Source organism: Stutzerimonas kunmingensis (assembly GCF_032106285.1).
Taxonomy (GTDB): domain Bacteria; phylum Pseudomonadota; class Gammaproteobacteria; order Pseudomonadales; family Pseudomonadaceae; genus Stutzerimonas; species Stutzerimonas kunmingensis_B.
This window is the reverse complement of the sequence record NZ_DAMCPO010000030.1, coordinates 19,937-46,845: the sequence shown is the minus strand read 5'-3', so window position 1 is coordinate 46,845 and position 26,909 is coordinate 19,937. Positions and strand designations below refer to the sequence as shown.

Genomic DNA, 26,909 nt, shown 5'->3' with positions numbered 1-26,909 from the left:
ATACTTCTTCCTGAAAATCAAGGCTGCCTTCCCCGGGAAAGCGCGATGAACCTTTCTTTTGCTTACTTTTCTTTGCGCGTGCAAAGAAAAGTAAGGCGCCGTGAGAGGCGCAACCTGTCGCTCGCGCCGAGGAAAGCGCGGAGCGCCGGCACTCATGCAGAAAGCCAACAGTTTCGCGGCCAAGATTCCTTCGCATTGGTTCGGTGAACACCGTGCGCCACGAGTGACCAGCGGGTTCGCGAGCAGCGCTCGCTCCTACAGGCGCGCACTGCAACGCCGGACTCGATCCGCTCATGACCTAAACAACCGACTGTACTGCCGCTCATGCGCCATGCTGGTCAGCACCAGTCCAAACGGCGCGCTGCCCCAGGCTGCTTCCGGCAGCTCGCTGGCCTCCCGCTGCGCCTGGCTCAGGACCGGCAACAGCTGTGAGGTCAAGCGCTGCGCCGCCTGCTGTCCCAGCGGCAGCGTCTTCATCAGCACCGCCAGCTGGTTTTCCAGCCAGCCCCACAGCCAGGCTGCCAGCGCATCGGCCGGTGTGATTTGCCAGGCGCGGGCGGCGAGTGCCCAGGCCAGCGCCAGGCCGGGCTCGCCAGCGGCAGCGAGACAATCGCGAGCGGGTTGGTCGAGTTCCGGCAGGCCGTCGAGCAGCTGCGTCAGGGAATAGCCCATCTGCCGGCTTTCCAGCTGCAGTTCGCGGGTTTCGCGGCTGGCGCGGTGCTCGGCGGCGAGCTGTAACAGGCGCGGCCAGTCGTCCTGTGCCGCCGCTTCGCAATGCGCGAGCAGCAGCGGCGCCTCGAAGCGCGCGAGGTTGAGCAGCAGTTGATCCTCCAGCCAACGCCGAGCGCTGTCGGAGTCGTTCACCCAGCCGTTTTCCACCGCCATTTCCAGACCCTGGGAATAGCTGTAGCCGCCGATCGGCAGCTGCGGGCTGGCCAGCCGGAGCAGCGCCCAGGCCGAGCCGGGAGCGGCCGTCGCGTTCACGTCCGTACGCCGAACTGGTGCAGGCGCGGCGCGTAGCTGAACTCTGCCTCACCCGCGTGGGAATGGTGATGACCTCCGCCGTAGGCTCCATGCTCCGGCTGGAAGGGGGCTTCGATGTGTTCGACCTGGGCGCCCAGCTGCAACAGCATGTCCTTGAGCACGTAGTCGTCGAGCAGCCGCAGCCAGCCATCGCCGACCTGCAGTGCGACATGGCGGTTGCCCAGGTGATACGCCGCGCGGGTCAGTTCGAAAGCGCTGGCGCAGGTGACGTGCAGCAGTTGCTCGGGCCGAGCACGCACGCGCACGACACGGCCATCACCGGCGAGCAGACATTCGCCATCGTGCAGCGGCGGCTGGCCGCGTTCGAGAAACAGCCCGACATCCTCGCCGCTGGTACTGAAGCAGCGCAGGCGACTCTTGCTGCGCGCGTCGTAGGTCAGTTCGAGTTCGGCCTGCCACTCGGGGCGGGCGTCGATGCGTTGGCGAATCACCAGCATGAGCAGAGTTCCGGTCGGATCGTTTCCGGAACAAGAGCAAGTGGCTTGCCAACCGGCCCCATATATCGCGATCGCGGCGCCATTCGGGCCTGCGTGCCTGATAATGGGGCTTTGAACGCACCGTCATAGTGCGCCAGTCGGGGCCGGGGAAGGTGCGTGCGCCTTACTGGTGCAGGTCGCGCACCATGTACACGGCAGGGATCTGGTAGCTGGCCAGGTTGCCGGCCTGCGGCGGGTCGAGTTCGTCGTGGGCTTCGTAGCCCAGACGCGACCAGAAACCGGTGGAATCCTGCACCGACACCAGTGCCGAATAACGCAGCTGTGCGGCACCAGCCTGTTGCAGGTTGTGCCGCACCAGTGCCGGGCCGATGCCGCGGCCGGCGGCCCGTCCGGCCACGGCCAGGTCATGCAGGTAAAGGCAATCGGCTTCGCCGTCGGTGCAGAACTCCCCGTCCAGCGGCGTCACCTTACCCAGTCGCGAGTGGTAGGCGAACAGATAGGCGCACACACCCTCGTCATCCTCGGCCACCCACGCCAACTGCGGAAATGTCGCCAGACGTGAGCGGATCACCGCCTCGTCTTCCAGGACCTCGGCGGCATAGGATTCTTCCTGGATCGCCAGGACGGCAGGGATATCGCGCTCCTGCATCGCTCTCAACTGGTACATCACGACTACACTCGAACGCCGCGAAACGCCACGCGGCTCGGCAAAAAGCCGGCGATCATACGCGAAATGCCGGCGTTCCGCTTGCCGCCAGGCGGCGCGTCCGGGCTCAGTCAGCGCACGCAGCGGAACGGACAGGGCAGTGGCGCCACCGTCCTCGCTGGGCTGAATGGTTTCAGCTGATTGGTGCAGCGGTGCGACAAGATGACAGGCATAATGGTTAGCCTGCTAACAAGTGGCTGAGGCCTGCGTTGAACGATCACCATCACCCGCTCTACGGCGTTCTGCTGATATTGCTGTCGGGTCTGTTGCTGGCCAGTCATGACGGGCTGGCCAAACACCTCTCGGAAATCTACCCGGTGTTCCTGGTCATCTGGGCTCGTTACGTCGCGCAGACGGTGCTGATGACCGCGCTGTTCGTGCCGCGCATGGGCCAGCGCGTGTTTCGCACCCTGCGCCCGTGGCCACAATTGCTGCGCGGGTTGAGCCTGGTCAGCGTGAGCCTGCTGTTCATCAACGGCCTGCATTTCATCCCGCTGGCCGAGGCCACCGCGGTGATCTTTCTGACCCCGGTGCTGGTAACCATCGCTTCGGCGCTGCTGGGCGAGCGGGTCAGCCGCAGCCAGTGGCTGGCCGTGGGCTTCGGTCTGCTCGGGGTGGTGATTATCGTGCGGCCCGGTTCGGCGCTGTTCACGCCGGCGGTGCTGTTGCCCTTCGGCGCGGCGCTGTCGTTCACCGTGTATCAGCTGGTGACCCGGCGCCTGGCCGGTACCGACCACCCGGTGACCAGCAACTACCTGACCAGCCTGGTCGGCTGTGTGACCTTGAGCGTGCTGGTGGTCTTCAACTGGCGTACGCCAACGCTGCACGACGCGCTGCTGATGGGCGCGCTCGGCGGCATGGCGATGCTCGGCCACCTGCTGCTGACCAATGCCTTCCGCTTCGCCAGCGCGGCGACCCTGGCGCCGTTTACCTACGGGCAGATCGTCTTCGCCGGGGTGGTCGGCTATGTCGCCTTCAATCACGCGCCGGATGCCGGAGCGCTGATCGGTATGGCGGTGATCATCGCCAGCGGCCTGTGCATGGCTTATGTGCAGCGCCGCCAGGGGCCGGCCGAGGGATAAACAGCAAAAATGTGCCATTCGGCCGACCAGGCAGCTTCTCAACAACACTGAAATGAAAAGACAGGGCGAATCGACCCTTGCGTGCACCCATGGAGCCTATATGCCGCGACTCTCTCATCACGACCTGCGCCGCAACTTTCGCGAGCTGCTGAACGCCGACCGCTGCTTCCATACCGCCTCGGTGTTCGACCCGATGTCCGCGCGCATCGCCGCCGACCTCGGTTTCGAAGTGGGCATCCTCGGTGGCTCGGTGGCCTCGCTGCAGGTCCTCGCCGCGCCGGACTTCAACCTCATCACCTTGAGCGAGTTCGTCGAGCAGGCCACGCGCATCTGCCGCGTCGCCCAGCTGCCGGTACTGGCTGACGCCGACCATGGCTACGGCAACGCGCTGAACGTGATGCGCACCGTTTCCGAACTGGAGCGCGCCGGAATTTCCGCGCTGACCATCGAGGACACCCTGCTGCCACCCAAATTCGGTCGCCGCTCCACCGACCTCATCGGCATGTTCGAGGCGGTCGGCAAGATCCGCGCGGCGCTGGAGGCGCGGGTCGATCCGGAAATGGCCATCATCGGCCGGACCAATGCCGGCGTGATCGGCTTCGAGGAAGTCATCGCCCGCGCCCAGGCCTACGAGAAGGCCGGTGCCGATGCCATCTGTCTGGTCGGCATCGAGGACTTCGACCATCTGGAAAGCATCGCCAGCCAGCTCAGCAAGCCGCTGATGCTGGTCACCTACGGCAACCCCAACCTGCGCGACAACGCGCGGCTGGCGGCGCTCGGCGTGCGCATCGTGGTCAACGGCCACGCGGCCTACTTCGCAGCGATCAAGGCCACCTACGACTGCCTGCGCGAGCAACGCCAGGTCGATGCGCTGGACCTGAACGCTTCGCAGCTGTCGGTCAAATACTCCACGGCCGATGAATACGTCGTCTGGGCCGAGGAATACATGCAGGTCAAGGAATAGCCGCGCTCAGAACAGCTGCCGCTCGGCGCGGAAGGTCAGCAGGCCGTCGCAGCGCGGGTTCTGTCCCGAGTAGGCGCTGCACGCCTGGCCGCTCAGGCTGGAGTCGCTGTAGGACAGGTTCAGCTGCAGGCCCAGCCAGGGCCGCGAGAGGTCGAGCGACCAGTCGCTGAACAGGTCCACGCTGTCGCCACCGCCGAGATAATGCGGTGCGGCCAGCGCGTGGCTTGAGTACTTCACGCGGACGCCGACGGCGAAAGGCGTCACCGTGCCCAGGTCCAGATAAAGCGTGCTGTCGGTGCGCCCGGCGGCGCTGTTCAGCGCCGCGCCGAGGCGGCGGTCGCCCAGCGTCAGGCCACCGTAGTATTCGTGTCGATCCCATTCGGGCAGTTCCGGAAAGCTGTAGCGCATCAGGCCGATCTCGTAGCCGAGTTGGTCATGATCGTTCTGCTGCGCATAGCCGAGATAGGAATTCACCTCGAGTTGCCTACCGTCGACCAATCCGACGCTGGGGGACCATTGCCCGACATACAGCCCGCTGGCATGGGTGAGATCGAGTCCGCCATGGAATGCATTGCCGGTGCTCGGTTGCACCAGCCCCTGAGCCATGCTGCGGGCGGGCTCGGTGCCCAGTTTGAGGTCGAAGGTGCCCAGTTCGCGCTCAAGCACCTGTGGTTCGCTGGCGCAGCCCGCTGCCAGGAGCAGGCTGGTTATGATCGGTAAGATGCGCTTCATGCTGGCTGCCCTGCCGGTTCGCAAATGCCCGAGGCGCTGAGCCGTCGGCGTGAACCGGGGCAGGATAGGCGACTGTGCCGCTCGGGCAGCGCCATCCGTCGATTGCCCGGCGTCATTCGATGGGCGGTATCGCCTGGGGTGAGCATCCGCCCGCGCAATGACTCCAACGCAGAACAGCATCGAGCCGATGCGGGAGGTGAGCATGGCTACAGGTTGGGCAGGTGACGGTGCCGTCCAGGAGCAGATCGACAGTACCGTCGAAGACGCAGTGCAGCGCGCCCGCAGCAAGCTCGCCCGCGGCGAGAGCCTCAAGCATTGCGAGGAGTGCGGCGCGGCCATTCCCGAAGCGCGGCGCCAGGCAGTGCCCGGCGTCAGGCTGTGCATCAAGTGCCAGGCCGAGCAGGACAAGGAAGACGCCAGGTTCAGCGGCTACAACCGCCGTGGCAGCAAGGACAGCCAGCTGCGTTGATCAGACGCGCTGCAGCGGCATGCGGAAGGTGAAGGTGGTACCGGCTTCGGCGCTGGAGGTTACCCGCATGCCGCCGCCATGGGCTTTGGCCACCTGATCGACGATGAACAGCCCGAGCCCAAGCCCGTTGCGCGAGGTGTCGTCTTCCTGGGAATAGGCATGGAACAGTTGTTCTAGCCGTTCAGCTGGGATCGGCGTGCCGCGGTTGTGTACCAATAGCTGGAAATGCCCGTCGACTATTTCGGCTTTCACGATCACCGGGCCGGTACTGGCGCCATGGTGCAGCGCGTTGGTGATCAGGTTGGCCAGCAGTTGGGCGATCCGGTCCGGGTCGCACCCGAACACCGGCAGCTCCGGCAGCTGGTCAAGCAACACCCGGCGTGGATAGGCGGTACGCAGCTCGTTGACCACCTGCGATAGAACAAGATGCAAGTTGGCCGAGGCCGTCCAGTTCAGCGGTATGCCATTGCCCAGCTGGCCGCGGGCGAAATCCAGCAGATCATCGACCATTCGTGAGGCGCGTTGACTGGACGTGCGCACATGCTCGGCGAGTCGTTGCGTATCGGGTTCCGTAGAGCGCCGGACTAACAGATCGCTAGCCGCCTGGATCGAGGCCAGTGGGGTGCGCAGATCATGGCCGAGCAGGGCGATGAACTGTTCGCGCTGGTGGCCGGTGATGCGCTCATCGGCCAGCGCCGCACGCGTGGCTTGCTGTTGCTCCTCGGCTTCGATCTGCAGCGTCAGCAGCCGCGCAAATGACTCGAACATCGCCCGCGTCGCTGGGCTGGACAGGTCGCGTGGTAGCGGGTCGAGCGCACAGAGCGTGCCGAAGAAACTGCCGTCGGCGCGCAGCACCGGCACCGAGATATAGCTTTCGAAGCCGTACATCTGCGGTGTGTGATGCTTGCAGTAGTCGGGGTCGGCGCTCACCTGGCTGATGATGATCGGCTGCTGCGAAGTGTGGATTTCGCTGCACAGCGTGGTGGTCACGTCGAGTTCACCGCCAACCTTCAGGCCGAACTCGATGCGGTCGAGCACGGCGCAGGCCGTCCAGGAATTTTCGGTGACGCGGGCAACCGCAGCGAAGCGCAGGCCAGTGGTTTCGCTGACCACTTGCAGGATGGCCGGGACGGCGCTGATGCGCTGGACGGTGAGCAGGTCGTCGAGGATGGATCGCACCATCTGCAGGCCCTGAGCGACGTAAAAAGGCCGGCCACTTTAACATGGCCGACCTCTGCAGCAGGCGCCGGTCAGCCGAGCGGAGCGGGTTGCCCCGCCCGAGCGAGCAACGACTGGTTACGCATCAGTCCGTAGTGCAGCACGCCGCCGAACAGCGCGCCGAGCAGCCAGGCGAAGCCGGACAGGCTCTCCAGGCCCGGCACCCACACCGAGGCCACCGAAAACAGCGCGCTGACGCCGAAGGCGATCATCGCCTTGCGGTTCCAGCCGGCATTGAAGTGGTAGATCCCGCTGCGCTCGGTGGAGAACAGCTGCTGCAGGTCCAGATGCTGGCGGCGAACCAAGTAGTAGTCGGCGACGATGATGCCGTACAGCGGCGCCAGCACCGCGCCCAGCGTGTCGACGAAGGCGGCGATACCCACCTCGCTGATGAAGGCCACCCACAGCGCGCCGATGAAGAAGGCGATGGCCGCGGTAGTGAAACCGCCGGTACGCGCGCTGATCCTGGCCGGTGCCAGGTTGGCGATGTCGTAGGCCGGCGGGATGAAGTTGGCGACCAGGTTGATGCCGACCGTGGCGGCAAAGAAGGTGATGGCGGCCACCACTGTTAGGGTCACGTTGTCGATGCGCGCGACGATGTCGGTGGGGTTGGTCAGCGTTTCGCCGAACACCACCACGGTCCCGGCGGTGATCACCAGCGCGATCAGCGAGAAGATCGCCAGGCTCACCGGCAGACCGAGGAAGTTGCCGATGCGCATCTGCCGTTCGCTCTTCACGAAACGGGCGAAGTCGCCGTAGTTGATCACCACGGCGGCGAAGTAGGCGACCATGGTGCCGACCACCGCGGCGAAAGCGGCGATCGGTCCGCCAGCGTGCTCTCCGCTGCCGCTGAAGATGTCGCCGAGGGCGCCGAGCAGGCTCGGGCCGGCCTGATACCAGATGGCGATCATCAGCACGATCATCACCAGGTAGACCAGCGGGCCGGCCCAGTTGAGAAAGCGCGTTACCCAGTCGACGCCACGGACGAACAGCGCCACCTGAAACACGCAGACGATCACGTAGGCGGCCCATTCGATGGCCGTCAGGCCGAGCAGCGTGGCGGCCTGTGGCTCGCTGCCGAGCAGTGTCCGCAGCAACAGGGCCACCGCGGTCGAGGCGAAATAGGTCTGCACGCCGTACCAGAAGATCGCGACGATGCCGCGTACCACCGCCGGGAAATTCGCGCCGCGTACCCCCATGCTCGCCCGCGCCATCACTGGGAACGGAATGCCGTACTTCACGCTGGGCTTGCCGGTGAGCTGCACCAGGCCCATGACGATGAAACCGGCCAGCACGATGCCCGCCAGGACCGCCCAGCCATTGAGGCCGTAACTGATGAACAGCGTGGCTGCGAGGGTGTAGCCGAACAGGCTCTGGATGTCGTTTGACCACACATTGAAGATCTCGAACCAGCCCCATTTGCGCTCAGCCGGGGCAAGTGGCGCGAGATCGGCGTTGTACAGGCTGGGATCGATCTGCTTGATCTGGAAATCGTCATGGTTCATGGGAGAGCGCTCTGAGCAAGACTGTGGATTTTTTGTATGCAGTTCTTGTTCCGCGTAAGGCAGAGCTCGCGAATTGACCGGCTGTGGCGCAGCGCGCTACGTCGCCAACCCCTGGATTCTAGGCGCTCGCAGACAGTTAACCTGGAGTTTTTGTATACAGAAAGGGTGGCGATTTTAGGCGGGTCGAGTGCAAAGCCCTGTCTGCGGATGCGCCGCTCGAGAGCCTGAGGTGCGTGCAGTGCACCAGCAGGGTGCTTTCCGATGGCACATAAAAAAGCCAGGCCTGCGTGGGGCCTGGCTTTCCGACCGAACCGGCCGATGGACGCGATTACTGCTGGGTAACGATCGCGGTGTTGTTGCTACCGGTCTGGCTGACGCTGGCGTAGTCGGCGAAGCCTGCCTGGGTCACTGTCGCGAAGTTGTCGGCGCCGGTCTGCAGCAGCACGGCCTGGCTGGAATCGCCGAACTGATCGACCAGCGCGAGGTTGCCGTCGCCCTGCTGCTCCAGGTCGACGGAGTTGCCGATTCCGGCCTGATCGATATCGGCCACGTTCATGTTGCCGGTCTGGATGAGATCGACGATGCCTTCCTGGCCGCTCTGGGAGATCAGCGCTTCGTTGCCCTCCCCGAACTGATCGACAATGGTGCTGTTGTACGCGCCGTCCTGGATCAGCACCACATCGTTGCTCACGCCGTCCTGGGTCACGTCGGCGCTGTTGGCAAAGCCGGCCTGCTCGACGATCGTGCTGTTGTCCCGGTCGTACTGGCTGATGAACACCTCGCCCTCGACGCCGGTTTGAATGACATCGGCTTGGTGCAAGGCACCCTGCTGAGTCACCTCGGAAAAGTTGTCCTGGCCGAGCTGGGTGGTCGTGGCGCTGTTCTGCTGCGAAGCGCCGGTCTGATAAATGTACGAAGCCTGGCCGACGCCTTCCTGGTAGACATCGGCGATCTGGTCAACACCGTTTTGTTCGATAACCGCTTCACTGCTGGCCGCAATAGCCTGGGTGGCAGAGACGGCGAGTACAGCAGCGAAAAGCGCGTTGGTTTTGAACATCGATTGTTTCTCCGTAGGATTCAGTCAATCGCGCCGCTGGTTTTTCAGCTGACGCGGTTACCCGAAATCGCCCGCTTTCCCCTCGAACGCGACACCGGCAATGCCTCCCGCCAGCCACGGTAGCCGGTGGTCGCTGCGCATCCATGCATCCCTGGGTAGAGCGTTGCGCTTGGGTTGTCAGACGGTAATTCCATGCCCGACTTTCCCAATCCATCGAACGGTTGATTCACTCGCGAACCGACGAAGTGCAGCGCGAGCATCGACCTTGCGGCGATGGTCAAAACGCGCGCTGGCTGGAAGGCAATTGGCCCTCCGTCCCGGCGCGCTGCCGATCACAACCGGTCGATCAGAACAGGTTGATCAGAACAAAAAGTACCGCTGCGCCATCGGCAGCACCTCGGCCGGTTCGCACCAGAGCAACTGCCCATCCGCGCGCACCTGATAGTTCTGCGGGTCGACCTGAATATCCGGCGTGTAGTCGTTGTGGATCAGGTCTTTCTTCTGCACCGAACGGCAGCCCTTCACCACGCCGATCTTCTTTTTCAGCCCCAGTTGCTCGGGCACGCCGGCCTCGAACGCGGCCTGGCTGATGAAGGTAAAGCTGGAGGCATGCAGCGAGCCGCCGTAACTGGCGAACATTGGCCGGTAGTGCACCGGTTGCGGTGTCGGGATCGAGGCGTTGGCGTCGCCCATCAGGCTGGCGGCAATGGCACCTCCCTTGAGGATCAGCGTCGGCTTCACGCCGAAGAAGGCCGGGCGCCAGAGCACCAGGTCGGCCCACTTGCCGACTTCGATGGAGCCCACCTCGTGGCTGACGCCGTGGGTGATCGCCGGGTTGATGGTGTACTTGGCGATGTAGCGCTTGGCGCGGAAGTTGTCGTTGCCGGCGCCATCACCGGGCAGGGCGCCGCGCTGCTTCTTCATCTTGTCGGCGGTCTGCCAGGTGCGGGTGATCACTTCGCCTACGCGGCCCATGGCCTGACTGTCGGAGCTGATCATCGAGAAGGCACCCAGGTCATGCAGGATGTCTTCGGCCGCAATCGTCTCGCGACGGATGCGGCTTTCGGCGAAGGCCACGTCCTCGGCAATGCTTGGGTCGAGGTGGTGGCAGACCATGAGCATGTCCAGGTGCTCGTCGATGGTGTTGCGCGTGAAGGGCCGCGTCGGGTTGGTCGAGCTGGGGAGCACGTTGGAGAAGCCGCAGGCCTTGATGATGTCCGGCGCGTGGCCGCCGCCGGCACCCTCGGTGTGGTAGGTGTGGATGGTGCGGCCCTTGAACGCGCCGAGGGTCGTCTCGACGAAGCCGGATTCGTTCAGGGTGTCGGTGTGGATCGCCACCTGCACGTCGTACTGGTCGGCCACGTTCAGGCAGTTGTCGATGGCGGCGGGCGTGGTGCCCCAGTCTTCGTGCAGCTTAAGGCCGATGGCGCCGGCCTTGACTTGCTCGATCAGCGGCTCGGGCAGCGAGGCGTTGCCCTTGCCGGTGAAGCCGATGTTCATCGGGAAGGCGTCAGCGGCCTTGAGCATCATCGCCATGTGCCAGGGGCCGGGCGTCACCGTGGTGGCGTTCGTGCCGGTAGCCGGCCCGGTGCCGCCGCCAATCATGGTGGTGACGCCGCTCATCAAGGCCTCCTCGATCTGCTGTGGGCAGATGAAGTGGATATGCGAGTCAATGCCGCCGGCGGTGAGGATCATCCCCTCGCCGGCGATGACTTCCGTCGCGGCTCCGATGGCGATGGTCACGTCCGGCTGGATGTCCGGGTTGCCGGCCTTGCCGATGGCCGCGATGCGTCCGTCCTTGAGGCCCACGTCGGCCTTGACGATGCCCCAGTGGTCGAGGATCAGCGCGTTGGTGATCAGCGTGTCGACCACGTCGGCGACGCACAGCTGGCCCTGGCCCATGCCGTCACGGATCACCTTGCCGCCGCCGAACTTCACTTCCTCGCCGTAAGTGGTGAAGTCCTTTTCGACCTCGATCCATAGCTCGGTATCGGCCAGGCGTACCTTGTCGCCGACGGTGGGGCCGAACATGTCGGCGTAGGCTTGTCTGCTGATCTTCATCGGGGCTCCTTGGTCGGTCCCTGTATTGGCTCTGCCCTCACCCCAACCCTCTCCCGGAGGGAGAGGGGGCTGATCGGCGTTGGTCCATTCCGTCGCAGTGGCTGCTTTTCTCCCTCTCCCCTTGGGAGAGGGCTGGGGTGAGGGGCTTTTAAAGCGCGCCCATCACTCGCCCGGCGAAACCGAACACCCGGCGATCGCCGGCCAGCTCGACCAGTTCCACCTCGCGGCTCTGTCCCGGCTCGAAGCGCACCGCGGTGCCGGCCGGGATGTTCAGACGCATGCCGCGCGTGGCGGCGCGGTCGAAGGTGAGCGCATCGTTGGTTTCGAAGAAGTGGTAGTGCGAACCGACCTGGATCGGCCGGTCGCCGCTGTTGGCCACGCAGAGGGTTAGGGTGCGGCGGCCGGCGTTGAGATCGATCTCGCCGTCCTGGATCTGGTATTCGCCGGGAATCATGGTTGGGACGTCCTGTTCAGGGTCAGTTGCATCATGGTCAGGTCCAGCCAGCGGCCGAACTTGCAGCCGACCTGACGCATCTGGCCGACGTGGATGAAGCCGAGCTGCTGGTGCATATGCACCGAGGCGCGGTTCTCGCTTTCGATGAAGGCGACCATCACGTGCTTTTCCAGCTGCCGGGCGCGCTCGATCAGCGCCTTCATCAGGCTGCGGCCGATGCCGCTGCCGCGGTGGTCGGGGCTCACGTACACCGAGTTCTCCACGGTGTGGCGAAAGCCGTCATGCGGGCGCCAGGGGCCGAACGAGGCATAGCCGGCCACCTGGCCCCCCTCGTCGATGGCCACCAGCACCGGGTAACCCTGATCGTGGCGCTCGGCCAGCCAGGCGCGGCGGTTGTCGAGGTCGACGATCCGGTCGTTCCAGATTGCCGTGCTGTTCTCTACCGCGTCGTTGTAGATCCGCAGGATGCCTGCGAGGTCGGTGTCCAGGGCGTCGCGTATCTGCACGTTGAGTTCCTTCAAAAACGGTTCAAGGTCGTTCGCAGTAGACATTGACCCGCGTTTCAGGGAATAGGTTGATGCACGGTGACCAGCTTGGTGCCATCCGGGAAGGTGGCCTCGACCTGGATCTCCGGGATCATCTCCGGCACGCCTTCCATCACCTGCTCGCGGCTGAGCAGGGTGGTGCCGAAGTGCATCAACTCGGCGACCGTTCGGCCGTCGCGCGCACCTTCGAGCAGTGCCGCGGAAATGTAGGCCATGGCTTCCGGGTAGTTGAGCTGCAACCCGCGCGCCAGACGGCGTTCGGCCACCAGGCCGGCGGTAAAGATCAGCAGCTTGTCCTTCTCTCTTGGTGACAGATCCATAACAGCTCCAGTCGTAGGGTGGACGTCGCTTTTCGCATCCACCGGCTCGTGGTCGAGACCACGCAGCGATCATCGGGCGGCACTTGGCAAGCGCCGGCGTAGGGTGGGCAACGGCGCAGCCTTGCCCACCGGTCATTCAGGTACTCCAGATTCGTGGCGGTACCGCCTCGCGGCCCAGCAGTTCAGGGCGCAACAGCCGCCATAGGTCGATCAGCCAGGCGCGCGCATGCAGCGCTTCGTCGGCGAGGCAGCGCGCGACCACCAGGCCGGGCAGCTGGGTCAGGTCGCCACGCACGCGGCTGGGCAATTCACGGCAGCGTTCCATCAGCTCGGCGTCGATTTCGCCGCTGACGATCAGGGTCGCAAACACCGAACGCCCGTCGAGGCCGATCGGCGAATCCAGCAGGCCGTCGCCGCCGGCGATGCGCTGGCGTTCATGCCAGATGAGCTGGCCATCACGGCGGATATCCAGGCGCGCCTGGAAATGCCCGGCGTCGAAGCGCTCGCCTGCTGCCGGCCGGCCGAGCGCCACCATGTCCCAGTAGAACAGCCGCGCGTCGCCTTCCAGCTCGATGACCGTGCTCAGCTCGGCCTGCGCTGCGGAGTAGACGATGGTCTCCTGCGGTAGCCATTCCAGCGTGGCGCCGGTTTCGACGCGCAGGCGCAGGTCCTGAAACGCCGGGCCGACTGCGCGATACCACTTGGCCGCACCGGGGCTGGTCAGTTGCGCCCAGGCACCGGCGGCAACCGAGGCGCTGATATCCAGCCGATCCCCACCGGCAATGCCACCCGGCGGGTGCACGATGATGTGCTGACAGACCTCAGATCCCTCTGGGTAGAGATGCTTCTGCACCCGCAGCGGCCCGTTGTGGCGACGCAGCACCGGCCGCGTGGCGCCGGCGCACAGCGCATAACCGAGCTCGAGCTCGGCATGCCAGTGGGGGGTGAACAGCGGTGCAGGGGCGTTCATGGGCGCAGGCTTTTCGATCTGTCGGTCAGGAAAGCAGAGCAATCGCCATGCCTGTTGTGCGCTGCCCTGGTGCGTCGTCCTGTGGCGCGGCCGATAGCTCGGTGCTGCAGGGCTTTCCGCCGCGAGTTGGCGTCCTGATCAGGCGTCTCTGCTGATGCTCCTGTGCTTCGGGCTGGTGCGTTGAGCTTTTTATGCGCCGTTGCGGTGCATTCTTCCGATCAGATCGCGACCAGCCCGCGTACGCCTTCGGCCTCCATCGTTTCGCCGCGCCCCTGCTGGATGATATCGCCGCGGCTCATGACCAGGTACTGATCGGCCAGCTCGGCGGCGAAGTCGTAGAACTGTTCCACCAGGAGGATCGCCATGTCGCCGCGGGCGGCGAGCTTCCTGATCACCGCACCAATCTCCTTGATCACCGAGGGCTGGATGCCTTCGGTGGGTTCGTCGAGGATCAACAGGCGCGGCTTGCTCGCCAGCGCGCGGCCGATGGCCAGCTGCTGTTGCTGACCGCCGGAGAGGTCACCGCCGCGGCGGTGCTTCATTTCCTGCAAAACCGGGAACAGCTCGTAGATGAACTCGGGTACTTCCTTGGCTTCCCTGGCGCTGAAGCGGGACAGGCCCATCAGCAGGTTTTCCTCGACGGTCAGGCGGCCGAAGATCTCGCGACCCTGCGGCACGTAGGCGATGCCGGCGTGCACGCGCTGGTGCGGCTTGAAGCCGGTGATCGGCTTGCCCTCCCAGTTCACCGCGCCTTCCTTGGCCGGAATCAGGCCCATCAGGCACTTGAGCAGGGTGGTTTTGCCGACACCGTTGCGCCCGAGCAGGCAGGTGACTTCGCCGACCTTAGCCTCGAACGACAGGCCGCGCAGGATGTGGCTGCCGCCGTAGTACTGGTGCAGTTGCTGGACTTGCAGCATGTCGATGTCCTTGTTTCTTTCGTGACGCGTGGAAAAGGCTGCGCCGTTTTCGGTGGATAAGCCTGCGGCGTTATCCACCCTACGTTCGGCGGGCGTAGGGTGGATGGCCGAAGCCATCCACCTTTTTGCTCAACGCCCCAGATACACCTCGATCACCCGCTCGTCCGCCTGCACCTGTTGCAGCGAACCCTCGGCCAGCACCTGGCCCTGATGCAACACGGTGACGTGGTCGGCGATGGTTTCGACGAAGCCCATGTCGTGCTCGACCACCATCAGCGAATGCTTGCGCGCCAGGGACTTGAACAGCTCGGCAGTGAATTCCGTTTCGGCGTCGGTCATGCCGGCCACCGGCTCGTCGAGCAGTAAGAGTTGCGGAGATTGCATCAAGAGCATGCCGATCTCGAGGAACTGCTTCTGCCCGTGGGACAGCAGCCCGGCCGGGCGATGACGCGACTGGCCGAGGCGGATGGTCTCCAGCACTTCGTCGATGCGGTCCTTCTGCTCGCCGTTGAGCTTGGCTCTCAAACTCGCCCATACCGACTTGTCGGTCTTCTGCGCCAGCTCCAGGTTCTCGAACACCGAAAGCGCTTCGAACACCGTGGGCTTCTGGAATTTGCGACCGATGCCGGCCTGGGCGATGTCCACCTCGCTCATGCGGGTCAGGTCCAGCGTTTCGCCGAACCAGGCGCTGCCGCTGGTGGGGCGCGTCTTGCCGGTGATGACGTCCATCATGGTGGTCTTGCCGGCGCCGTTGGGGCCGATGATGCAGCGCAGCTCGCCGACGCCGATGTACAGGCTGAGGTCTGTCAGCGCCTTGAAGCCATCGAAGCTTACGTTGATGTCTTCCAGGCTGAGGATGGTGCCATGGCGTACATCCAGGCCCTTCTCGGCTACCCGGCCGAGGCCGATGGCATCGCGGGTCAGGCCTCCGCCGGTGGGATCGAAGCCGTCGATGACGGCGCTGCAAGGTACGGTTTTCATCATTCGCCCCTCCGCTTGATAAGGCCGATGACGCCCTTGGGCAGGTACAGGGTGACGATGATGAACAGTGCGCCGAGGGCGAACAGCCAGTATTCGGGGAAGGCCACGGTGAACCAGCTCTTCATACCGTTGACGATACCGGCGCCGAGCAGTGGGCCGATCAGCGTGCCGCGCCCGCCGAGGGCGACCCAGACGGCGGCCTCGATGGATTGCGTCGGCGCCATCTCGCTGGGGTTGATGATGCCGACCTGCGGCACGTAGAGCGCACCGGCCAGGCCGCAGAGCACGGCGGACAGCGTCCAGATGAACAGCTTGTAGCCGCGCGGATCGTAGCCGCAGAACATCAGCCGGTTCTCCGCATCACGCAGCGCTGTGAGCACCCGGCCGAACTTGCTGCGCGCCAGGCGGAAGCCCAGGTACAGGCTGCCGGCCAGGAGCGCCACGGTGGCGAGAAACAGCGTGGCGCGGGTCGCCGGCGCCGAGATCGAGAAACCGAGGATGGTCTTGAAGTCGGTGAAGCCATTGTTGCCGCCGAAGCCGGTTTCGTTGCGGAAGAACAGCAGCATGCCGGCGAAGGTCAGCGCCTGGGTCATGATCGAGAAGTACACGCCCTTGATCCGCGAGCGGAAGGCGAAGAAGCCGAAGACGAAGGCCAGCACGCCGGGCACCAGCACCACCAGGCACATGGCCCAGAGGAAGCTCGACGTGCCGTACCAGTACCAGGGCAGTTCGTTCCAGGCGAGGAAGCTCATGAACGCCGGCAGGCCGTCACCGGCGCTCTGCCGCATCAGGTACATGCCCATGGCGTAACCGCCAAGGGCGAAGAACAGGCCGTGGCCGAGGGACAAGAGCCCCGCGTAACCCCAGACCAGATCCAGCGCCAGGGCGACGATGGCGTAGCAGAGGATCTTGCCCACCAGGGTCAGGGTGTAGGCCGAGACGTGCAGGGCATGCTCGGCCGGCAGCAGGTGCAGCAGCGGCATGGCCAGCAACACGACCAAAGCGATACCGAGGGCGACGGCGGTGAGTTTCGGCCCGGCTTTCTGTGCGGCGGTGAGGGTGAGTGGCTGGTTCAATCGATGACCCTCCCCTTGAGAGCGAATAGTCCCTGAGGACGCTTCTGGATGAAGAGGATGATCAGCGCGAGGATGAGGATCTTGCCCAGCACGGCGCCGATCTGCGGTTCGAGGATCTTGTTGGCGATGCCCAGGCCGAAGGCGGCGAAGATGCTGCCGGCCAGCTGGCCGACACCGCCGAGCACCACCACCAGGAAGGAGTCGATGATGTAGCTCTGGCCGAGATCCGGGCCGACGTTGCCGATCTGGCTAAGTGCAACACCACCGAGGCCGGCGATACCGGAGCCCAGCCCGAAGGCCAGCATGTCGATGCGTCCGGTGGGCACACCGCAGCAGGCGGCCATGTTGCGGTTCTGGGTTACGGCCCGCACGTTCAGGCCCAGGCGCGTCTTGTTCAGCAACAGCCAGGTCAGGAGCACCACGAACAGCGCAAAGCCGATGATCACCATGCGGTTGTAGGGCAGCACGAGGTTAGGCAGCACCTGCAACCCGCCGGAGAGCCAGCCGGGGTTGGCGACTTCTACGTTCTGCGCGCCGAACAGCACGCGCACCAGCTGGATCAGGATCAGGCTGATGCCCCAGGTCGCCAGCAGAGTTTCCAGCGGGCGGCCGTAGAGGTGGCGAATAACCGTGCGTTCCAGCGCCATGCCGATCGCGGCGGTGACGAAAAAGGCTACCGGCAGCGCCACCAGTGGGTAGAACGCCAGCGCTTCAGGGGCGAGACGCGCCATCAGCACCTGCACCATGTAGGTGGTGTAGGCGCCGAGCATGAGCATCTCGCCGTGAGCCATGTTGATCACGCCGAGCAGGCCGAAGGTGATCGCCAGACCGAGGGCGGCGAGTAGCAGGATCGAGCCCAGCGACAGGCCGCTGAAGGCCTGGCCGAGTAGTTCGCCGATCAGCAGTTTGCGTTTGACCTGGGTCAGGCTGGTCTCGGCGGCCTTGCGCACGGCGGCGTCGGTTTCCGCCTCGTCGGCCAGCAGGTTTTCCAGCCTTACCCGCGCCAGCGGAGCACCGGTTTCGCCAAGCAATCGCACGGCGGCAAGGCGCACGGCCGGGTCGCTCGCGGTCAGCTGCAGGTTGGCTAGCGCCAGGGTCAGCGCTTCGCTGACGGCAGCATCTTCCTCTACGTCCAGGCGCTGCTGGAGCAGCTCGAGCTGTTCCGGCTTGCCGCTGCGCTGCAGGCGCTTGGCCGCAGCGAGGCGCTGCGCGGGGTCTTCGGCGAACAGCTGGTGGCTGGCCAGAGCGGTGTTGAGCAGACCACGCAGGCGGTTGTTCAGGCGCAGCTTCTTCGGCGTGCCGACCGGCTCGGCGTCGCCTTCGAGGGCTCGGTAGGCCCCGTTTTCATCGATGAAGGGCGTCTTGTTCTGGTCGATCACCACGCGGCTGGCGCGCAGCGCTTCGATCAACGGCAGGCGCTCAGGCGCGGGCACGGCGGCCCAACTTTCCAGCAGCTTGGCCTGTTTGGCCGGGCTGGCCTTGGCGTAGTCGGCTGCGTCTCCGGCCTGTGCCGCCCAGGGCAGGGCGAGCAGGAGCAGCAGCAATAATCGGTGCAGGGCAGTGTTCATCTGTGTATTCCCCAGGGGGCGCCGTGTGCTCTCTTGGCGGAGCTGGCGGCGGTGGGCAGGCGGATGAGATCGTCTCGACTACGCGTCTCGATCCGCCCAACGAAAGCCGAGTGATCGCAGGGTGGATCGGGACGCGGAGTTGGCGCGTCATCCATCCACCGCGGCGACCGCAGCGGTTAGTTCGACTTCACCGCGTAATCCGGCTTCTTGTCGTTGCCCGGGATGTAGGGACTCCACGGCTGCGCGCGGACCGGGCTTTCGGTTTCCCAGACCACCGAGAACTGACCGTCGTCCTGGACTTCACCGATCATCACCGGCTTGTGCAGGTGGTGGTTCTTCTCGTCCATGGTCAGGGTGTAGCCGCTCGGCGCCTCGAAGGTCTGGCCGGCGAGGGCGTCGCGGACCTTGCCTACATCCGTGGTGCCAGCTTTCTCGACTGCCTGCGCCCACATGTGGATACCGACGTAGGTCGCTTCCATCGGGTCGTTGGTCACCGCCTTGTCGGCGCCCGGCAGGTTCTGGGCCTTGGCGTAAGCCTTCCACTTGCTGACGAAGGCTTCGTTGACCGGGTTTTCCACGGACTGGAAGTAGTTCCAGGCGGCCAGGTGACCGACCAGTGGCTTGGTATCGATGCCGCGCAGCTCTTCTTCACCGACAGAGAAGGCGACGACCGGAACGTCAGTGGCTTCCAGGCCCTGGTTCGCCAGTTCCTTGTAGAAGGGCACGTTGGAGTCGCCGTTGATGGTCGAGACCACTGCGGTCTTGCCGCCTGCGGAGAACTTCTTGATGTTGGCGACGATGGTCTGGTAATCGCTGTGGCCGAACGGCGTGTAGACCTCTTCGATGTTCGATTCCGGCACGCCCTTGCTGATCAGGAAGGCGCGCAGGATCTTGTTGGTGGTGCGCGGGTAGACGTAGTCGGTGCCGAGCAGGAAGAAGCGCTCGGCGCTGCCGCCGTCTTCGCTCATCAGGTACTCGACCGCCGGGATGGCCTGCTGGTTTGGCGCCGCGCCGGTGTAGAAGACGTTCGGCGACAGCTCTTCGCCCTCGTACTGCACCGGGTAGAACAGCAGGCCGTCGAGTTCTTCATAGACTGGCAGTACCGACTTGCGCGACACCGAGGTCCAGCAACCGAAGGTCACCGCCACCTTGTCCTGAGTCAGCAGCTGGCGCCCTTTCTCGGCGAACAGTGGCCAGTTGGAGGCTGGGTCGACCACCACCGGCTCGAGCTGCTTGCCGAGCACGCCGCCCTTGGCGTTGATCTCGTCGATGGTCATCAGCGCCATGTCCTTGAGCGAGGTCTCGGAGATGGCCATGGTGCCGGACAGCGAATGCAGGATACCGACCTTGATGGTCTCGGCGGCCTGCAGGGTGAACGGGAACAGGCCGCTGAGCATCAGGGCGCTGGCGGCGAGGGTGGTCTTGATCAGAGGACGGCGTTTCATTGTGGGGCTCCTTGGCTGTCCGTGCGCAACTGTGGGCTGAAAACATCGGAACGCCAGGAGTAATGGCAGCATCCGTGCCAAATGGCGCAAAGCCTTCTGCGACGCAGCTTTGCGTCGATCTTGGGTTGATCGGGCTGCTTTCGCGGTGAGCCATGCTGGTGCACGCGAAGGGCGGTGGTGCACCGCGGGAGGCCGCTTTGCCCGATTTCAGTGCCGCGCCGAGTGGCTCCGCCACTTGCAGCTGCCGGGTGTCACTTCTAGCATGGCCGGCCCGTATCGAGACCCGTCGCCATGCCCCGTCCACCGCGTCCTCCATCCTCGCGTCCGCCTGCACGAACCGCGCGCCCATCCGCGCCGCGGCGCGTGGCCAAGGCACCGCCGGCCGAGCCACGCCTGTTGTTGCTGAACAAGCCGTTCGACGTGCTGACGCAATTCAACGATGCCAATGGCCGCGCGACGCTCAAGGATTACGTGCAGGTGCCGGGCGTCTATCCGGCTGGCCGGCTGGATCGCGACAGCGAGGGGCTGCTGCTCTTGACCAACGACGGTCAGTTGCAGGCGCGCATCGCCGACCCCAAGCACAAGCTGCCGAAGACCTACTGGGTGCAGGTGGAGGGTGAGGTCAGCGCCGAGCAGCTGCAGCGCTTGCGCGATGGCGTCCAGCTCAACGACGGCCTGACCCTGCCCGCCGAAGCGCGGCAGCTGGACGAGCCCGAGCTATGGCCACGCAACCCGCCGGTGCGCTTTCGCAAGAGCGTGCCGACCAGCTGGCTGGAATTGGTGATTCGCGAGGGGCGTAATCGCCAGGTCAGACGCATGACGGCGGCGGTCGGGTTGCCGACCCTGCGTCTGGTGCGGGTGCGCATCGGGCCGTGGGCGCTCGATGGCCTGCAGCCGGGTGAGTGGCGGGAGGTGCCGGCGCAGCTGTAGGCGCCGGCTTGGCATCAGCTCAGTGCGGGATGCCCTGAGTCACTTCGATGACGTAACCGATGACCGGCTTGGCGAGAAAGGCGAACAGACACAGGCCTAAACCGAGAAACAGGATGGCGGTGCCGAGGCGGCCGGCCTTCGACTTCTTGGCCAGGTCCCAGATGATGAACGCCATGAAGGCCATCAGCCCGCCGACGAGCACGATCATCATCCACTTTTCGAAAACTTCGGGCTCCACAGGGATCTCCTGACTGACTTCGACGAATGCGCCCGTGGCAGGCCGGGCGCGAAAGCGGCGCAGTATACGCCGGCATTAGTCGGCGCGTGTGCCACCGCTGGTTGGACGGTCGAGCTCGGAAAGCGTTCGGATCGCGCGAGGCGGGCGCCGGTGCGGCGAAATGTCTCACCGGTATTCAGTAGGCCGCCTTGATCACGTCGATGCCCTTGTTCAGCACCGTGCGCCAGGCCTGCAGGTCCTGCTGTTGCAGCTCCCCGTCGTGCTGGCCGATGGTTTTCAGCAACGCCGCGATCCACAGGTCATAGAGTTCCGGGTGGATATTCAGCTGCTCGCGTGAATGGCTTTTGCCCAGCGCGCGGAGTTTGGTATCCGGCATGCCGCGGGCGAACAGCACCAGATTGAGAATGCCGGCGCGCAGCAGCTGTTTCTGCGCGGTCATGTCGGTGCGCACGAACTTCTCCCTAATCGCAGGCGAGCTGGCGAGGAAGGACGCATAGAAGTCATCGAAGAAGTCGGGACTGGCGCAGCAGCGGCCGTAGCTCTGCATGACGCGGTTGGTGTCTTTCATGGGCATTCCCTTGCACGAGGGCATTTTGCAGCGAGGCCCGCCGGTGAGCGGGCGATGGACGATCCGCCCCGGCCGGGATCATCCGTATGCGAGGCGGTGCAGAAGGGGGCGGATTATAGGCAGCAACCCTGCGAAGTGTGGGGCGAAAGCTGTGAGCCATGTCTCAGCTGCGCAAATGCTCCAGCGGCAGCTCCGTACTCGATGACACCTGGCGCAATACGAAGCTGGAACGCACGCTGGAGACGCCTTCGATGCGCGTCAGGGTGCCGAGCAGAAACTGCTGGTAATGCTCCATGTCGGGCACCACGACCTTGAGTTGGTAGTCGGCGTCCATCCCCGTAACCAGACTGCATTCGAGCACCTCCGGGCATTTGCCGATCACGCCTTCGAAGTGCTCGAAGCGCTCCGGTGTGTGCCGGTCCATGCCGATAAGCACGTAGGCGGTAAGGGTCAGGCCGAGCTTCTTGCGGTCGAGCAGGGCGACCTGGCGGGCAATGTAGCCGTCGTCTTCCAGCTGTTTGACCCGGCGGGAGCAGGGCGAGGGTGACAGGCCGATGCGTTCGGCCAGTTCCTGGTTGGAGATGCGGGCGTCGTGCTGCAATTCGGCGAGGATGCGCAGGTCGTAGCGATCTAGTTTGCTCATGGCGAGGCTCGTTTGGTAATAGATTGCGCATGATGATGAATACAGGGTTATTGATTGCGCAAGTGATGCCTTGATCAGCAATATTCGCAATCCAGTGCCGGGTGGTGCGGCGTAAGCTTTATCTCAACTTCAGCCCCCGGCAGAAACGGACACGGTACAGCATCCCCGCCGTGACCACCGAAGGTCTTACCAAGACCGACGGTCCGGGCCCCCGGTGCTCACGAGGCGCCGCGCGAAGAAGCCGTTATCATCGGCCAGACGAATCGAAGAGACCACGCCCAGGCGTGGTCTTTTTCGTTGTGGGCGTTGTGGTGGTGCCTTGGAAATGGAATCCGAAAACTCCAATCACCGCTTCGGCGGCGCTACCTCAAGCGGATCGGCATGCACCAGCACCTCCGCATTCGGATAGCGATCGTGAATCGCGTTCTCCACCGCCACGCACAGATCATGCGCCTGCGACAGCGGCAGGTCCCCCGGCAGCTCGAGATGCAACTGCACGAACCAACGGGTGCCGGAAATGCGTGTGCGGAAGTCATGGCAGCCATGCACGCCCGGCACTTCGCAGACCAGCTTCTGCATCTGCTCGCTGATCTCCGGCGACAGTTCGGTATCCATCAGCACTGCGCCGGCCTCACGGACGATGGTGATGGCGCTCCAGAAGATGTACAGCGCGATACCGATGCCGAACAGTGCGTCCAGTCGCTCCCAGCCGAAGCTGGCCAGCACCAGCGCGAGCAGGATGCTGGTGTTGAGCAAGAGGTCTGAACGGTAGTGCAGCGAGTCGGCGCGGATGGCGGTGGAGCCGGTGAGCTTGACCACGTGGTGCTGGTAGCTCAGCAGGATGGCGGTCATCAGCAGCGAGAAGATCATCACTGCGATGCCCACGCCCTGCGCGCCCAGCGGTTGCGGGTTCAGCAGGCGGTCGACGCCCTGCACGCCGACGAGGATCGCGCTGACGCAGATGAACGCCGCCTGGCCGAGCCCGGCTAGCGCCTCGGCCTTGCCGTGGCCGTAGCGATGGTCGTCGTCGGCCGGGCGCAGCGAGTAGTGCACCGCGAGCAGGTTGAGCAGCGACGCGGCGCCGTCGAGCAGCGAATCGGTGAGGCCTGCGAGCAGGCTCACCGAGCCGCTCAGCCACCAGGCCACGGCCTTGCTCAGCGCCAGCAGGATCGCCGTCGCCAGGGCCGCAGCGGTCGCCCGGCGCATGAGCCGGGCGTGGTCACGATTGATGCTCATCGCTGGCCGCTATCCGCGCGAGTCATCAGGCCGCAGGGCGCAGACCGAAGGCGGCCAGTTGCTCGACGCTGCCGTTGTGCTGGATCAGGCGCGGGTCGTCCAGCGGCAGGCTGCGGCCGATTTCCTTCTCGATGATGGCTTTCAGGCGGGCCTGATCGATCTGGCCGTCGGCGCCAATGGCTTCCTGCAGCTTTTCCGGGGCCATGGAGTACTCGTCGTCGGGCAGGTAGATCGCGCCGGTGGCGAAGTCGACGCCGAAGGCGATCAGGCCGGGGAGGAGGTAAAAGATCAAACCAACCGCATTCAAAGCTGCAATCGCTGGGTCGATGCGGCCTTCGATCTGCCCGCGGCGATCCGGGTAGAACAGCGTGCCGCAGGCGGTCAGCTGGGTGAACAGGGAAGCGGCCAACACGCCGCCGATGATTCGGTTACGAGTACGCATAAGGACCTCCTGGAAAAGTGGCGCAACTATACAAGGGCCGGAAGACAGCTGGATGATGTTTTCTCGATATCAGACCATGCCGCGGGCTCGGGTGTTCGGCGTGTGCGCTGACGCATGGGGTGGCTTTACCCAGTCCTTACCGAGGCCTGACGGACCGCTGCATCGGCCGGGCAGATAATCGCGCTGCGATTTCATCCCATCCCGGAGTTCAATCATGCCCAGGTCACTGCCGCGCGCCGCGCTTGGCGTCGTTCTTTCCCTCTGCATCGCCTTGCCGGTCACCGCCGCACCGCCCGGTCCCGGGCCGGGTGCGCATAGAGGGCCGGCGGGACCGGGGCCGCAGCATGTGCCGGGTCCGCGTCACGGCCACGGTCTTCCGGCCGGTGCGCGGGAAATCTGGATCGGCAGCATGCTCTACTTCATCGCCGCCGGTACCTATTACCTGTGGAATGTAGAGCGCAATGTCTACGAGCCGGTCAGTCATCCGCCGCTGCCGGCCAGTGAGGCCACGCGATATGATGTCATCGCCTATCCGGCCAAGGACCAGAGCGCCGAGCAGCAAAGCCGCGACCGCTACGAGTGTCATATCTGGGCCGTGAGCCAGAGCGGTTTCGATCCGGCCAGCGCTCGGACGGCTCCGGCGGCGAGCGTTGCCGACACCTACAAGCGCGCCCTTGGCGCCTGCCTGACCGGACGCGGCTATAGCGTCAACTGATGCGCCCAGCTTCGGGCGGGCGCCTCGGTTGTTGAATCGTCTGCCCGAAGCGAGTGCCCATGAATTCCCTACCGATCGACGAAGTCCTGCCGGCGTTGCGCCAGGCCCTGCAACAGCGCGACGAAGCCGTTCTCGAAGCACCGCCCGGCGCCGGCAAGACCACTCGCGTGCCGCTGGCGCTGCTCGACGAAGCCTGGCTGGGCGGGCAGAGCATCATCATGCTGGAGCCGCGCCGTCTGGCTGCCCGCGCAGCGGCTGAGCGGCTGGCCAGTGAACTGGGCGAGCGCGTCGGCGAAACCGTCGGCTACCGCATCCGGCTGGACAGCAAGGTCGGGCCGAACACGCGCATCGAGGTAGTCACCGAGGGCATTCTCGCGCGGCGGCTGCAGGACGACCCGGCGCTGGAAGGCGTCGGCTTGGTGATCTTCGACGAATTCCATGAGCGCAGCCTGGACGCCGATCTGGCCCTGGCGCTGACGCTCAATGCGCGGCAGCTGCTGCGCGACGAGCCGCTCAAGCTGCTGCTGATGTCGGCGACGCTGGAGGGCCAGCGCCTGTCGGCACTGCTCGACGATGCGCCGGTGGTGCGCAGCGAGGGGCGCATGCACCCGGTCGAGCAGCGCTGGGGCCGTCTCGTTGCGGCGAATGAGCGTATCGAGCCACGCGTGGTGCAGACGGTGCTGCAGGCGCTGGAGGACGAGCAGGGCAGCGTGCTGGTGTTTCTGCCGGGGCAGGCCGAGATCCGCCGCGTCAACGAAGCGCTCGCCGATCAGCTGGGCGGGCGCGGCGACATCCTGCTCTGCCCGCTGCACGGCGAGCTGGAGCTGGCGCAGCAGCGCGCGGCCATCGAGCCGGCACCGGCGGGCATGCGCAAGGTGGTGCTGGCGACCAACATCGCCGAGACCAGCCTGACCATCGAAGGCGTGCGCATCGTGGTGGACGCCGGACTGGCGCGGGTGCCGCGCTTCGATCCCGGCAGCGGCATGACCCGGCTGGAAACCCGGCGCATCTCCCGCGCCTCGGCCACGCAGCGCGCTGGCCGCGCCGGGCGCCTGGAGCCGGGCGTCTGCTATCGGCTGTGGTCCGAGGATCAGCACGCGCAGCTGGCGGCCTATGGCGAGGCGGAAATCCTCCAGGCGGACCTTGCGGGTGTCGCGCTGCAACTGGCGCGCTGGGGTGTCGAGCCGGACGAGCTGGCCTGGCTCGACCGGCCGCCGGCGGCGGCTTACGCCCAGGCCCAGGCGCTGCTCGAGCGCCTTGGCGCATTGCAGCGCAACGAACATGGCGGCTGGCAGCTGACCCGCCACGGCCAGGCCATGGCCGAGTTGCCGGCACACCCGCGGCTGGCGCACATGCTGCTGCGCGGGCATGGCTTGGGTATTGGCGCGCTGGCGGCGGATGTCGCGGCGCTGCTGGTCGAGCGTGACATTCAATCCGGCGGGCAGCGCAGCGGCGGCGCCGATCTGGCGCTGCGTCTGCACCAGTTGCACAGCGGCCGTGGTGCTGCGGTGCAGCGGGTGCGGCAGCTGGCCCGGCAGTTTCGTGGCCTGCTGCGCGGCACTTCGGGGCAGGGCGACGGAGCGCTGGAAGAACAGCACTCGCTGGCCACGCTGCTGGCTTTCGCCTACCCCGACCGCGTCGCCCTGCAGCGCCGCGAAGGTGGCGGGGGTTATCGTCTGGCCAGCGGGCGCGCGGCGCTGTTCGGTGAGCCGGATGCATTGATGAAGGAGCCCTGGCTGGTGATCGCCGAGCTGGGTAGCCATCAGGGACAACGCGAGGAGCGCATCTACCGGGCGGTCGCGCTGGACCCGGCGCTGTTCGACGGACCGCTGGCCGAACAGGTGTCTCTGCGCAATGAGCTGGAGTGGGACGAGCGCGAGGGCGTGCTGCGCGCCGAACGGCAGCGGCGGATCGGCGAACTGGTGCTCAGCCGCGAACCACTGCCGAACCTCGACGATGACGCACGGGCTCGCTCGCTGCTCGGCCTGGTACGGCGCAAGGGCCTGGAACTGCTGGCCTGGACGCCGGAGTTGCGCCAGTGGCAGGCGCGCATCGGCCTGCTGCGTCAGCTCGATCTGGATGCAGGCAACAGCAGCGACTGGCCGGACGTCAGCGATGCCGCACTGCTGGAACGGTTGGACGACTGGCTGCTGCCCTACCTCGGCAAGGTGTCGCGCCTGGCGCACTTCGCCCAGCTCGATCTGGCCGGCATGCTCGCCACGCTGCTGCCCTGGCCGCTGCCGCAGCGCCTGGACGAGCAGGCGCCGGTGGCGGTCAGCGTGCCGTCCGGCTCGCGTATTCGTCTCGATTACGGTGAGCAGCCGCCGGTGCTGGCGGTGCGTCTGCAGGAGCTGTTCGGCCTGGCCGACACGCCGCGGATTGCCGGTGGCCGACAGGTCGTCAAGCTGCACCTGCTGTCGCCGGCGCGGCGTCCGGTACAGGTCACCCAGGACCTGGCGAGCTTCTGGGCCAACACCTACGCCGAGGTAAAGAAGGATTTGAAGGGGCGCTATCCCAAGCACTACTGGCCGGACGACCCGCTGATCGCCGAACCGACCGCACGGGCCAAGCCACGCGGGCAGTAGG

General features: G+C 65.3%; 29 protein-coding genes. 7 read left to right on the top strand and 22 right to left on the bottom strand.

Features of this window, described 5'->3' with window-relative positions; translation table 11 throughout:
- The coding region (locus tag RT582_RS19225; RefSeq protein ID WP_313479359.1) for a hypothetical protein at positions 1-207 on the top strand (207 nt) is incomplete at its 5' end.
- Positions 208-291: 84 nt separating this feature from the next.
- On the opposite strand, the gene RT582_RS19220 is transcribed toward RT582_RS19225, so the two are convergent.
- From RT582_RS19220 to RT582_RS19210, 3 genes are all read right to left on the bottom strand, one after another.
- The gene (locus RT582_RS19220) at positions 292-984 is read right to left on the bottom strand and encodes an urease accessory protein UreF (RefSeq protein ID WP_313479356.1); all 693 of its coding nucleotides are present in this window, start codon (positions 982-984) and stop codon (positions 292-294) included.
- Entirely contained in the window at positions 981-1,481 is a 501-nt protein-coding gene (gene ureE, locus RT582_RS19215; RefSeq protein ID WP_301632172.1) for an urease accessory protein UreE, read from the bottom strand. The genes RT582_RS19220 and ureE overlap by 4 nt, the downstream gene beginning before the upstream one ends.
- A 163-nt stretch (positions 1,482-1,644) precedes the next feature.
- Positions 1,645-2,130 carry a GNAT family N-acetyltransferase gene (locus RT582_RS19210; protein WP_041015919.1) on the bottom strand — a complete coding sequence of 162 codons (486 nt, stop codon included), beginning with the start codon at positions 2,128-2,130 and terminating at the stop codon, positions 1,645-1,647.
- A 266-nt stretch (positions 2,131-2,396) separates the two neighbouring features.
- Between RT582_RS19210 and RT582_RS19205 the strand changes: the two genes are divergently transcribed.
- Entirely contained in the window at positions 2,397-3,269 is an 873-nt protein-coding gene (locus tag RT582_RS19205) for a DMT family transporter (RefSeq protein ID WP_278398899.1), read from the top strand.
- A gap of 100 nt (positions 3,270-3,369) precedes the next feature.
- Entirely contained in the window at positions 3,370-4,233 is an 864-nt protein-coding gene (locus RT582_RS19200; RefSeq protein WP_003301755.1) for an isocitrate lyase/PEP mutase family protein, read from the top strand.
- 6 nt (positions 4,234-4,239) lie between these two features.
- Here RT582_RS19200 and RT582_RS19195 read toward each other — a convergent pair whose 3' ends face one another.
- Entirely contained in the window at positions 4,240-4,965 is a 726-nt protein-coding gene (locus tag RT582_RS19195) for a TorF family putative porin (RefSeq protein ID WP_014818990.1), read from the bottom strand.
- Positions 4,966-5,167: 202 nt separating this feature from the next.
- Here RT582_RS19195 and RT582_RS19190 point away from each other — a divergent pair, with 202 nt between their 5' ends.
- Positions 5,168-5,434: a DksA/TraR family C4-type zinc finger protein gene (locus RT582_RS19190; RefSeq protein ID WP_003301757.1), complete on the top strand. Its 267-nt coding sequence runs from the start codon at positions 5,168-5,170 to the stop codon at positions 5,432-5,434.
- Here RT582_RS19190 and RT582_RS19185 read toward each other — a convergent pair whose 3' ends face one another.
- From RT582_RS19185 to urtA, 13 genes are all read right to left on the bottom strand, one after another.
- Positions 5,435-6,616: a GAF domain-containing sensor histidine kinase gene (locus RT582_RS19185; protein WP_313479349.1), complete on the bottom strand. Its 1,182-nt coding sequence runs from the start codon at positions 6,614-6,616 to the stop codon at positions 5,435-5,437.
- Between the two features lie 68 nt (positions 6,617-6,684).
- Positions 6,685-8,157 (bottom strand): NCS1 family nucleobase:cation symporter-1, encoded by a 1,473-nt coding sequence (locus tag RT582_RS19180; RefSeq protein ID WP_313479347.1) that lies wholly within the window; start codon positions 8,155-8,157, stop codon positions 6,685-6,687.
- 328 nt (positions 8,158-8,485) lie between these two features.
- Positions 8,486-9,214 (bottom strand): hypothetical protein, encoded by a 729-nt coding sequence (locus RT582_RS19175; protein ID WP_014818994.1) that lies wholly within the window; start codon positions 9,212-9,214, stop codon positions 8,486-8,488.
- Between the two features lie 360 nt (positions 9,215-9,574).
- On the bottom strand, positions 9,575-11,275 hold the full coding sequence (gene ureC / locus RT582_RS19170; protein ID WP_313479343.1) for an urease subunit alpha: 1,701 nt from the start codon (positions 11,273-11,275) through the stop codon (positions 9,575-9,577).
- 148 nt (positions 11,276-11,423) lie between these two features.
- On the bottom strand, positions 11,424-11,729 hold the full coding sequence (locus tag RT582_RS19165) for an urease subunit beta (RefSeq protein WP_110775805.1): 306 nt from the start codon (positions 11,727-11,729) through the stop codon (positions 11,424-11,426).
- The gene (locus tag RT582_RS19160; RefSeq protein ID WP_084799373.1) at positions 11,726-12,280 is read right to left on the bottom strand and encodes a GNAT family N-acetyltransferase; all 555 of its coding nucleotides are present in this window, start codon (positions 12,278-12,280) and stop codon (positions 11,726-11,728) included. Before RT582_RS19160 ends, RT582_RS19165 begins: the two co-directional genes overlap by 4 nt.
- Positions 12,281-12,291: 11 nt before the next feature.
- Positions 12,292-12,594, bottom strand: coding sequence for an urease subunit gamma (ureA, locus tag RT582_RS19155; protein WP_014818998.1), 303 nt, complete (start codon positions 12,592-12,594; stop codon positions 12,292-12,294).
- A 136-nt stretch (positions 12,595-12,730) separates the two neighbouring features.
- Positions 12,731-13,564, bottom strand: a complete 834-nt coding sequence (locus RT582_RS19150) for an urease accessory protein UreD (RefSeq protein WP_313479340.1) — start codon at positions 13,562-13,564, stop codon at positions 12,731-12,733.
- A gap of 218 nt (positions 13,565-13,782) precedes the next feature.
- Positions 13,783-14,481 (bottom strand): urea ABC transporter ATP-binding subunit UrtE, encoded by a 699-nt coding sequence (gene urtE / locus RT582_RS19145; protein WP_313479337.1) that lies wholly within the window; start codon positions 14,479-14,481, stop codon positions 13,783-13,785.
- 129 nt (positions 14,482-14,610) lie between these two features.
- A complete protein-coding gene (gene urtD, locus RT582_RS19140) occupies positions 14,611-15,462 on the bottom strand; it encodes an urea ABC transporter ATP-binding protein UrtD (RefSeq protein ID WP_101275185.1) in 852 nt (283 codons plus the stop codon).
- The gene (gene urtC / locus RT582_RS19135; RefSeq protein WP_041015926.1) at positions 15,462-16,538 is read right to left on the bottom strand and encodes an urea ABC transporter permease subunit UrtC; all 1,077 of its coding nucleotides are present in this window, start codon (positions 16,536-16,538) and stop codon (positions 15,462-15,464) included. The genes urtD and urtC overlap by 1 nt, the downstream gene beginning before the upstream one ends.
- Positions 16,535-18,106, bottom strand: a complete 1,572-nt coding sequence (urtB, locus tag RT582_RS19130) for an urea ABC transporter permease subunit UrtB (protein WP_313479335.1) — start codon at positions 18,104-18,106, stop codon at positions 16,535-16,537. The genes urtC and urtB overlap by 4 nt, the downstream gene beginning before the upstream one ends.
- A gap of 176 nt (positions 18,107-18,282) precedes the next feature.
- Positions 18,283-19,551: an urea ABC transporter substrate-binding protein gene (gene urtA, locus RT582_RS19125; RefSeq protein WP_313479332.1), complete on the bottom strand. Its 1,269-nt coding sequence runs from the start codon at positions 19,549-19,551 to the stop codon at positions 18,283-18,285.
- 291 nt (positions 19,552-19,842) lie between these two features.
- On the opposite strand from urtA, the gene RT582_RS19120 reads away from it, so the two are divergent.
- Complete coding sequence (locus tag RT582_RS19120; protein WP_313479330.1) at positions 19,843-20,481, top strand: pseudouridine synthase; 639 nt, start codon at positions 19,843-19,845, stop codon at positions 20,479-20,481.
- Positions 20,482-20,500: 19 nt separating this feature from the next.
- On the opposite strand, the gene RT582_RS19115 is transcribed toward RT582_RS19120, so the two are convergent.
- From RT582_RS19115 to RT582_RS19095, 5 genes are all read right to left on the bottom strand, one after another.
- Complete coding sequence (locus RT582_RS19115; RefSeq protein WP_003298283.1) at positions 20,501-20,719, bottom strand: DUF2788 domain-containing protein; 219 nt, start codon at positions 20,717-20,719, stop codon at positions 20,501-20,503.
- A gap of 175 nt (positions 20,720-20,894) precedes the next feature.
- The gene (locus RT582_RS19110) at positions 20,895-21,287 is read right to left on the bottom strand and encodes a globin (RefSeq protein ID WP_003298284.1); all 393 of its coding nucleotides are present in this window, start codon (positions 21,285-21,287) and stop codon (positions 20,895-20,897) included.
- A 163-nt stretch (positions 21,288-21,450) separates the two neighbouring features.
- Complete coding sequence (locus RT582_RS19105; RefSeq protein ID WP_014819005.1) at positions 21,451-21,930, bottom strand: Lrp/AsnC family transcriptional regulator; 480 nt, start codon at positions 21,928-21,930, stop codon at positions 21,451-21,453.
- 345 nt (positions 21,931-22,275) lie between these two features.
- On the bottom strand, positions 22,276-23,166 hold the full coding sequence (locus tag RT582_RS19100) for a cation diffusion facilitator family transporter (RefSeq protein ID WP_104098991.1): 891 nt from the start codon (positions 23,164-23,166) through the stop codon (positions 22,276-22,278).
- Positions 23,167-23,191: 25 nt separating this feature from the next.
- Entirely contained in the window at positions 23,192-23,608 is a 417-nt protein-coding gene (locus RT582_RS19095) for a polyribonucleotide nucleotidyltransferase (protein WP_101275179.1), read from the bottom strand.
- Between the two features lie 214 nt (positions 23,609-23,822).
- Between RT582_RS19095 and RT582_RS19090 the strand changes: the two genes are divergently transcribed.
- The gene (locus RT582_RS19090; RefSeq protein WP_041754119.1) at positions 23,823-24,323 is read left to right on the top strand and encodes a hypothetical protein; all 501 of its coding nucleotides are present in this window, start codon (positions 23,823-23,825) and stop codon (positions 24,321-24,323) included.
- Between the two features lie 59 nt (positions 24,324-24,382).
- Entirely contained in the window at positions 24,383-26,908 is a 2,526-nt protein-coding gene (gene hrpB, locus RT582_RS19085; protein WP_313479327.1) for an ATP-dependent helicase HrpB, read from the top strand.
- Position 26,909 lies beyond the last annotated feature (1 nt).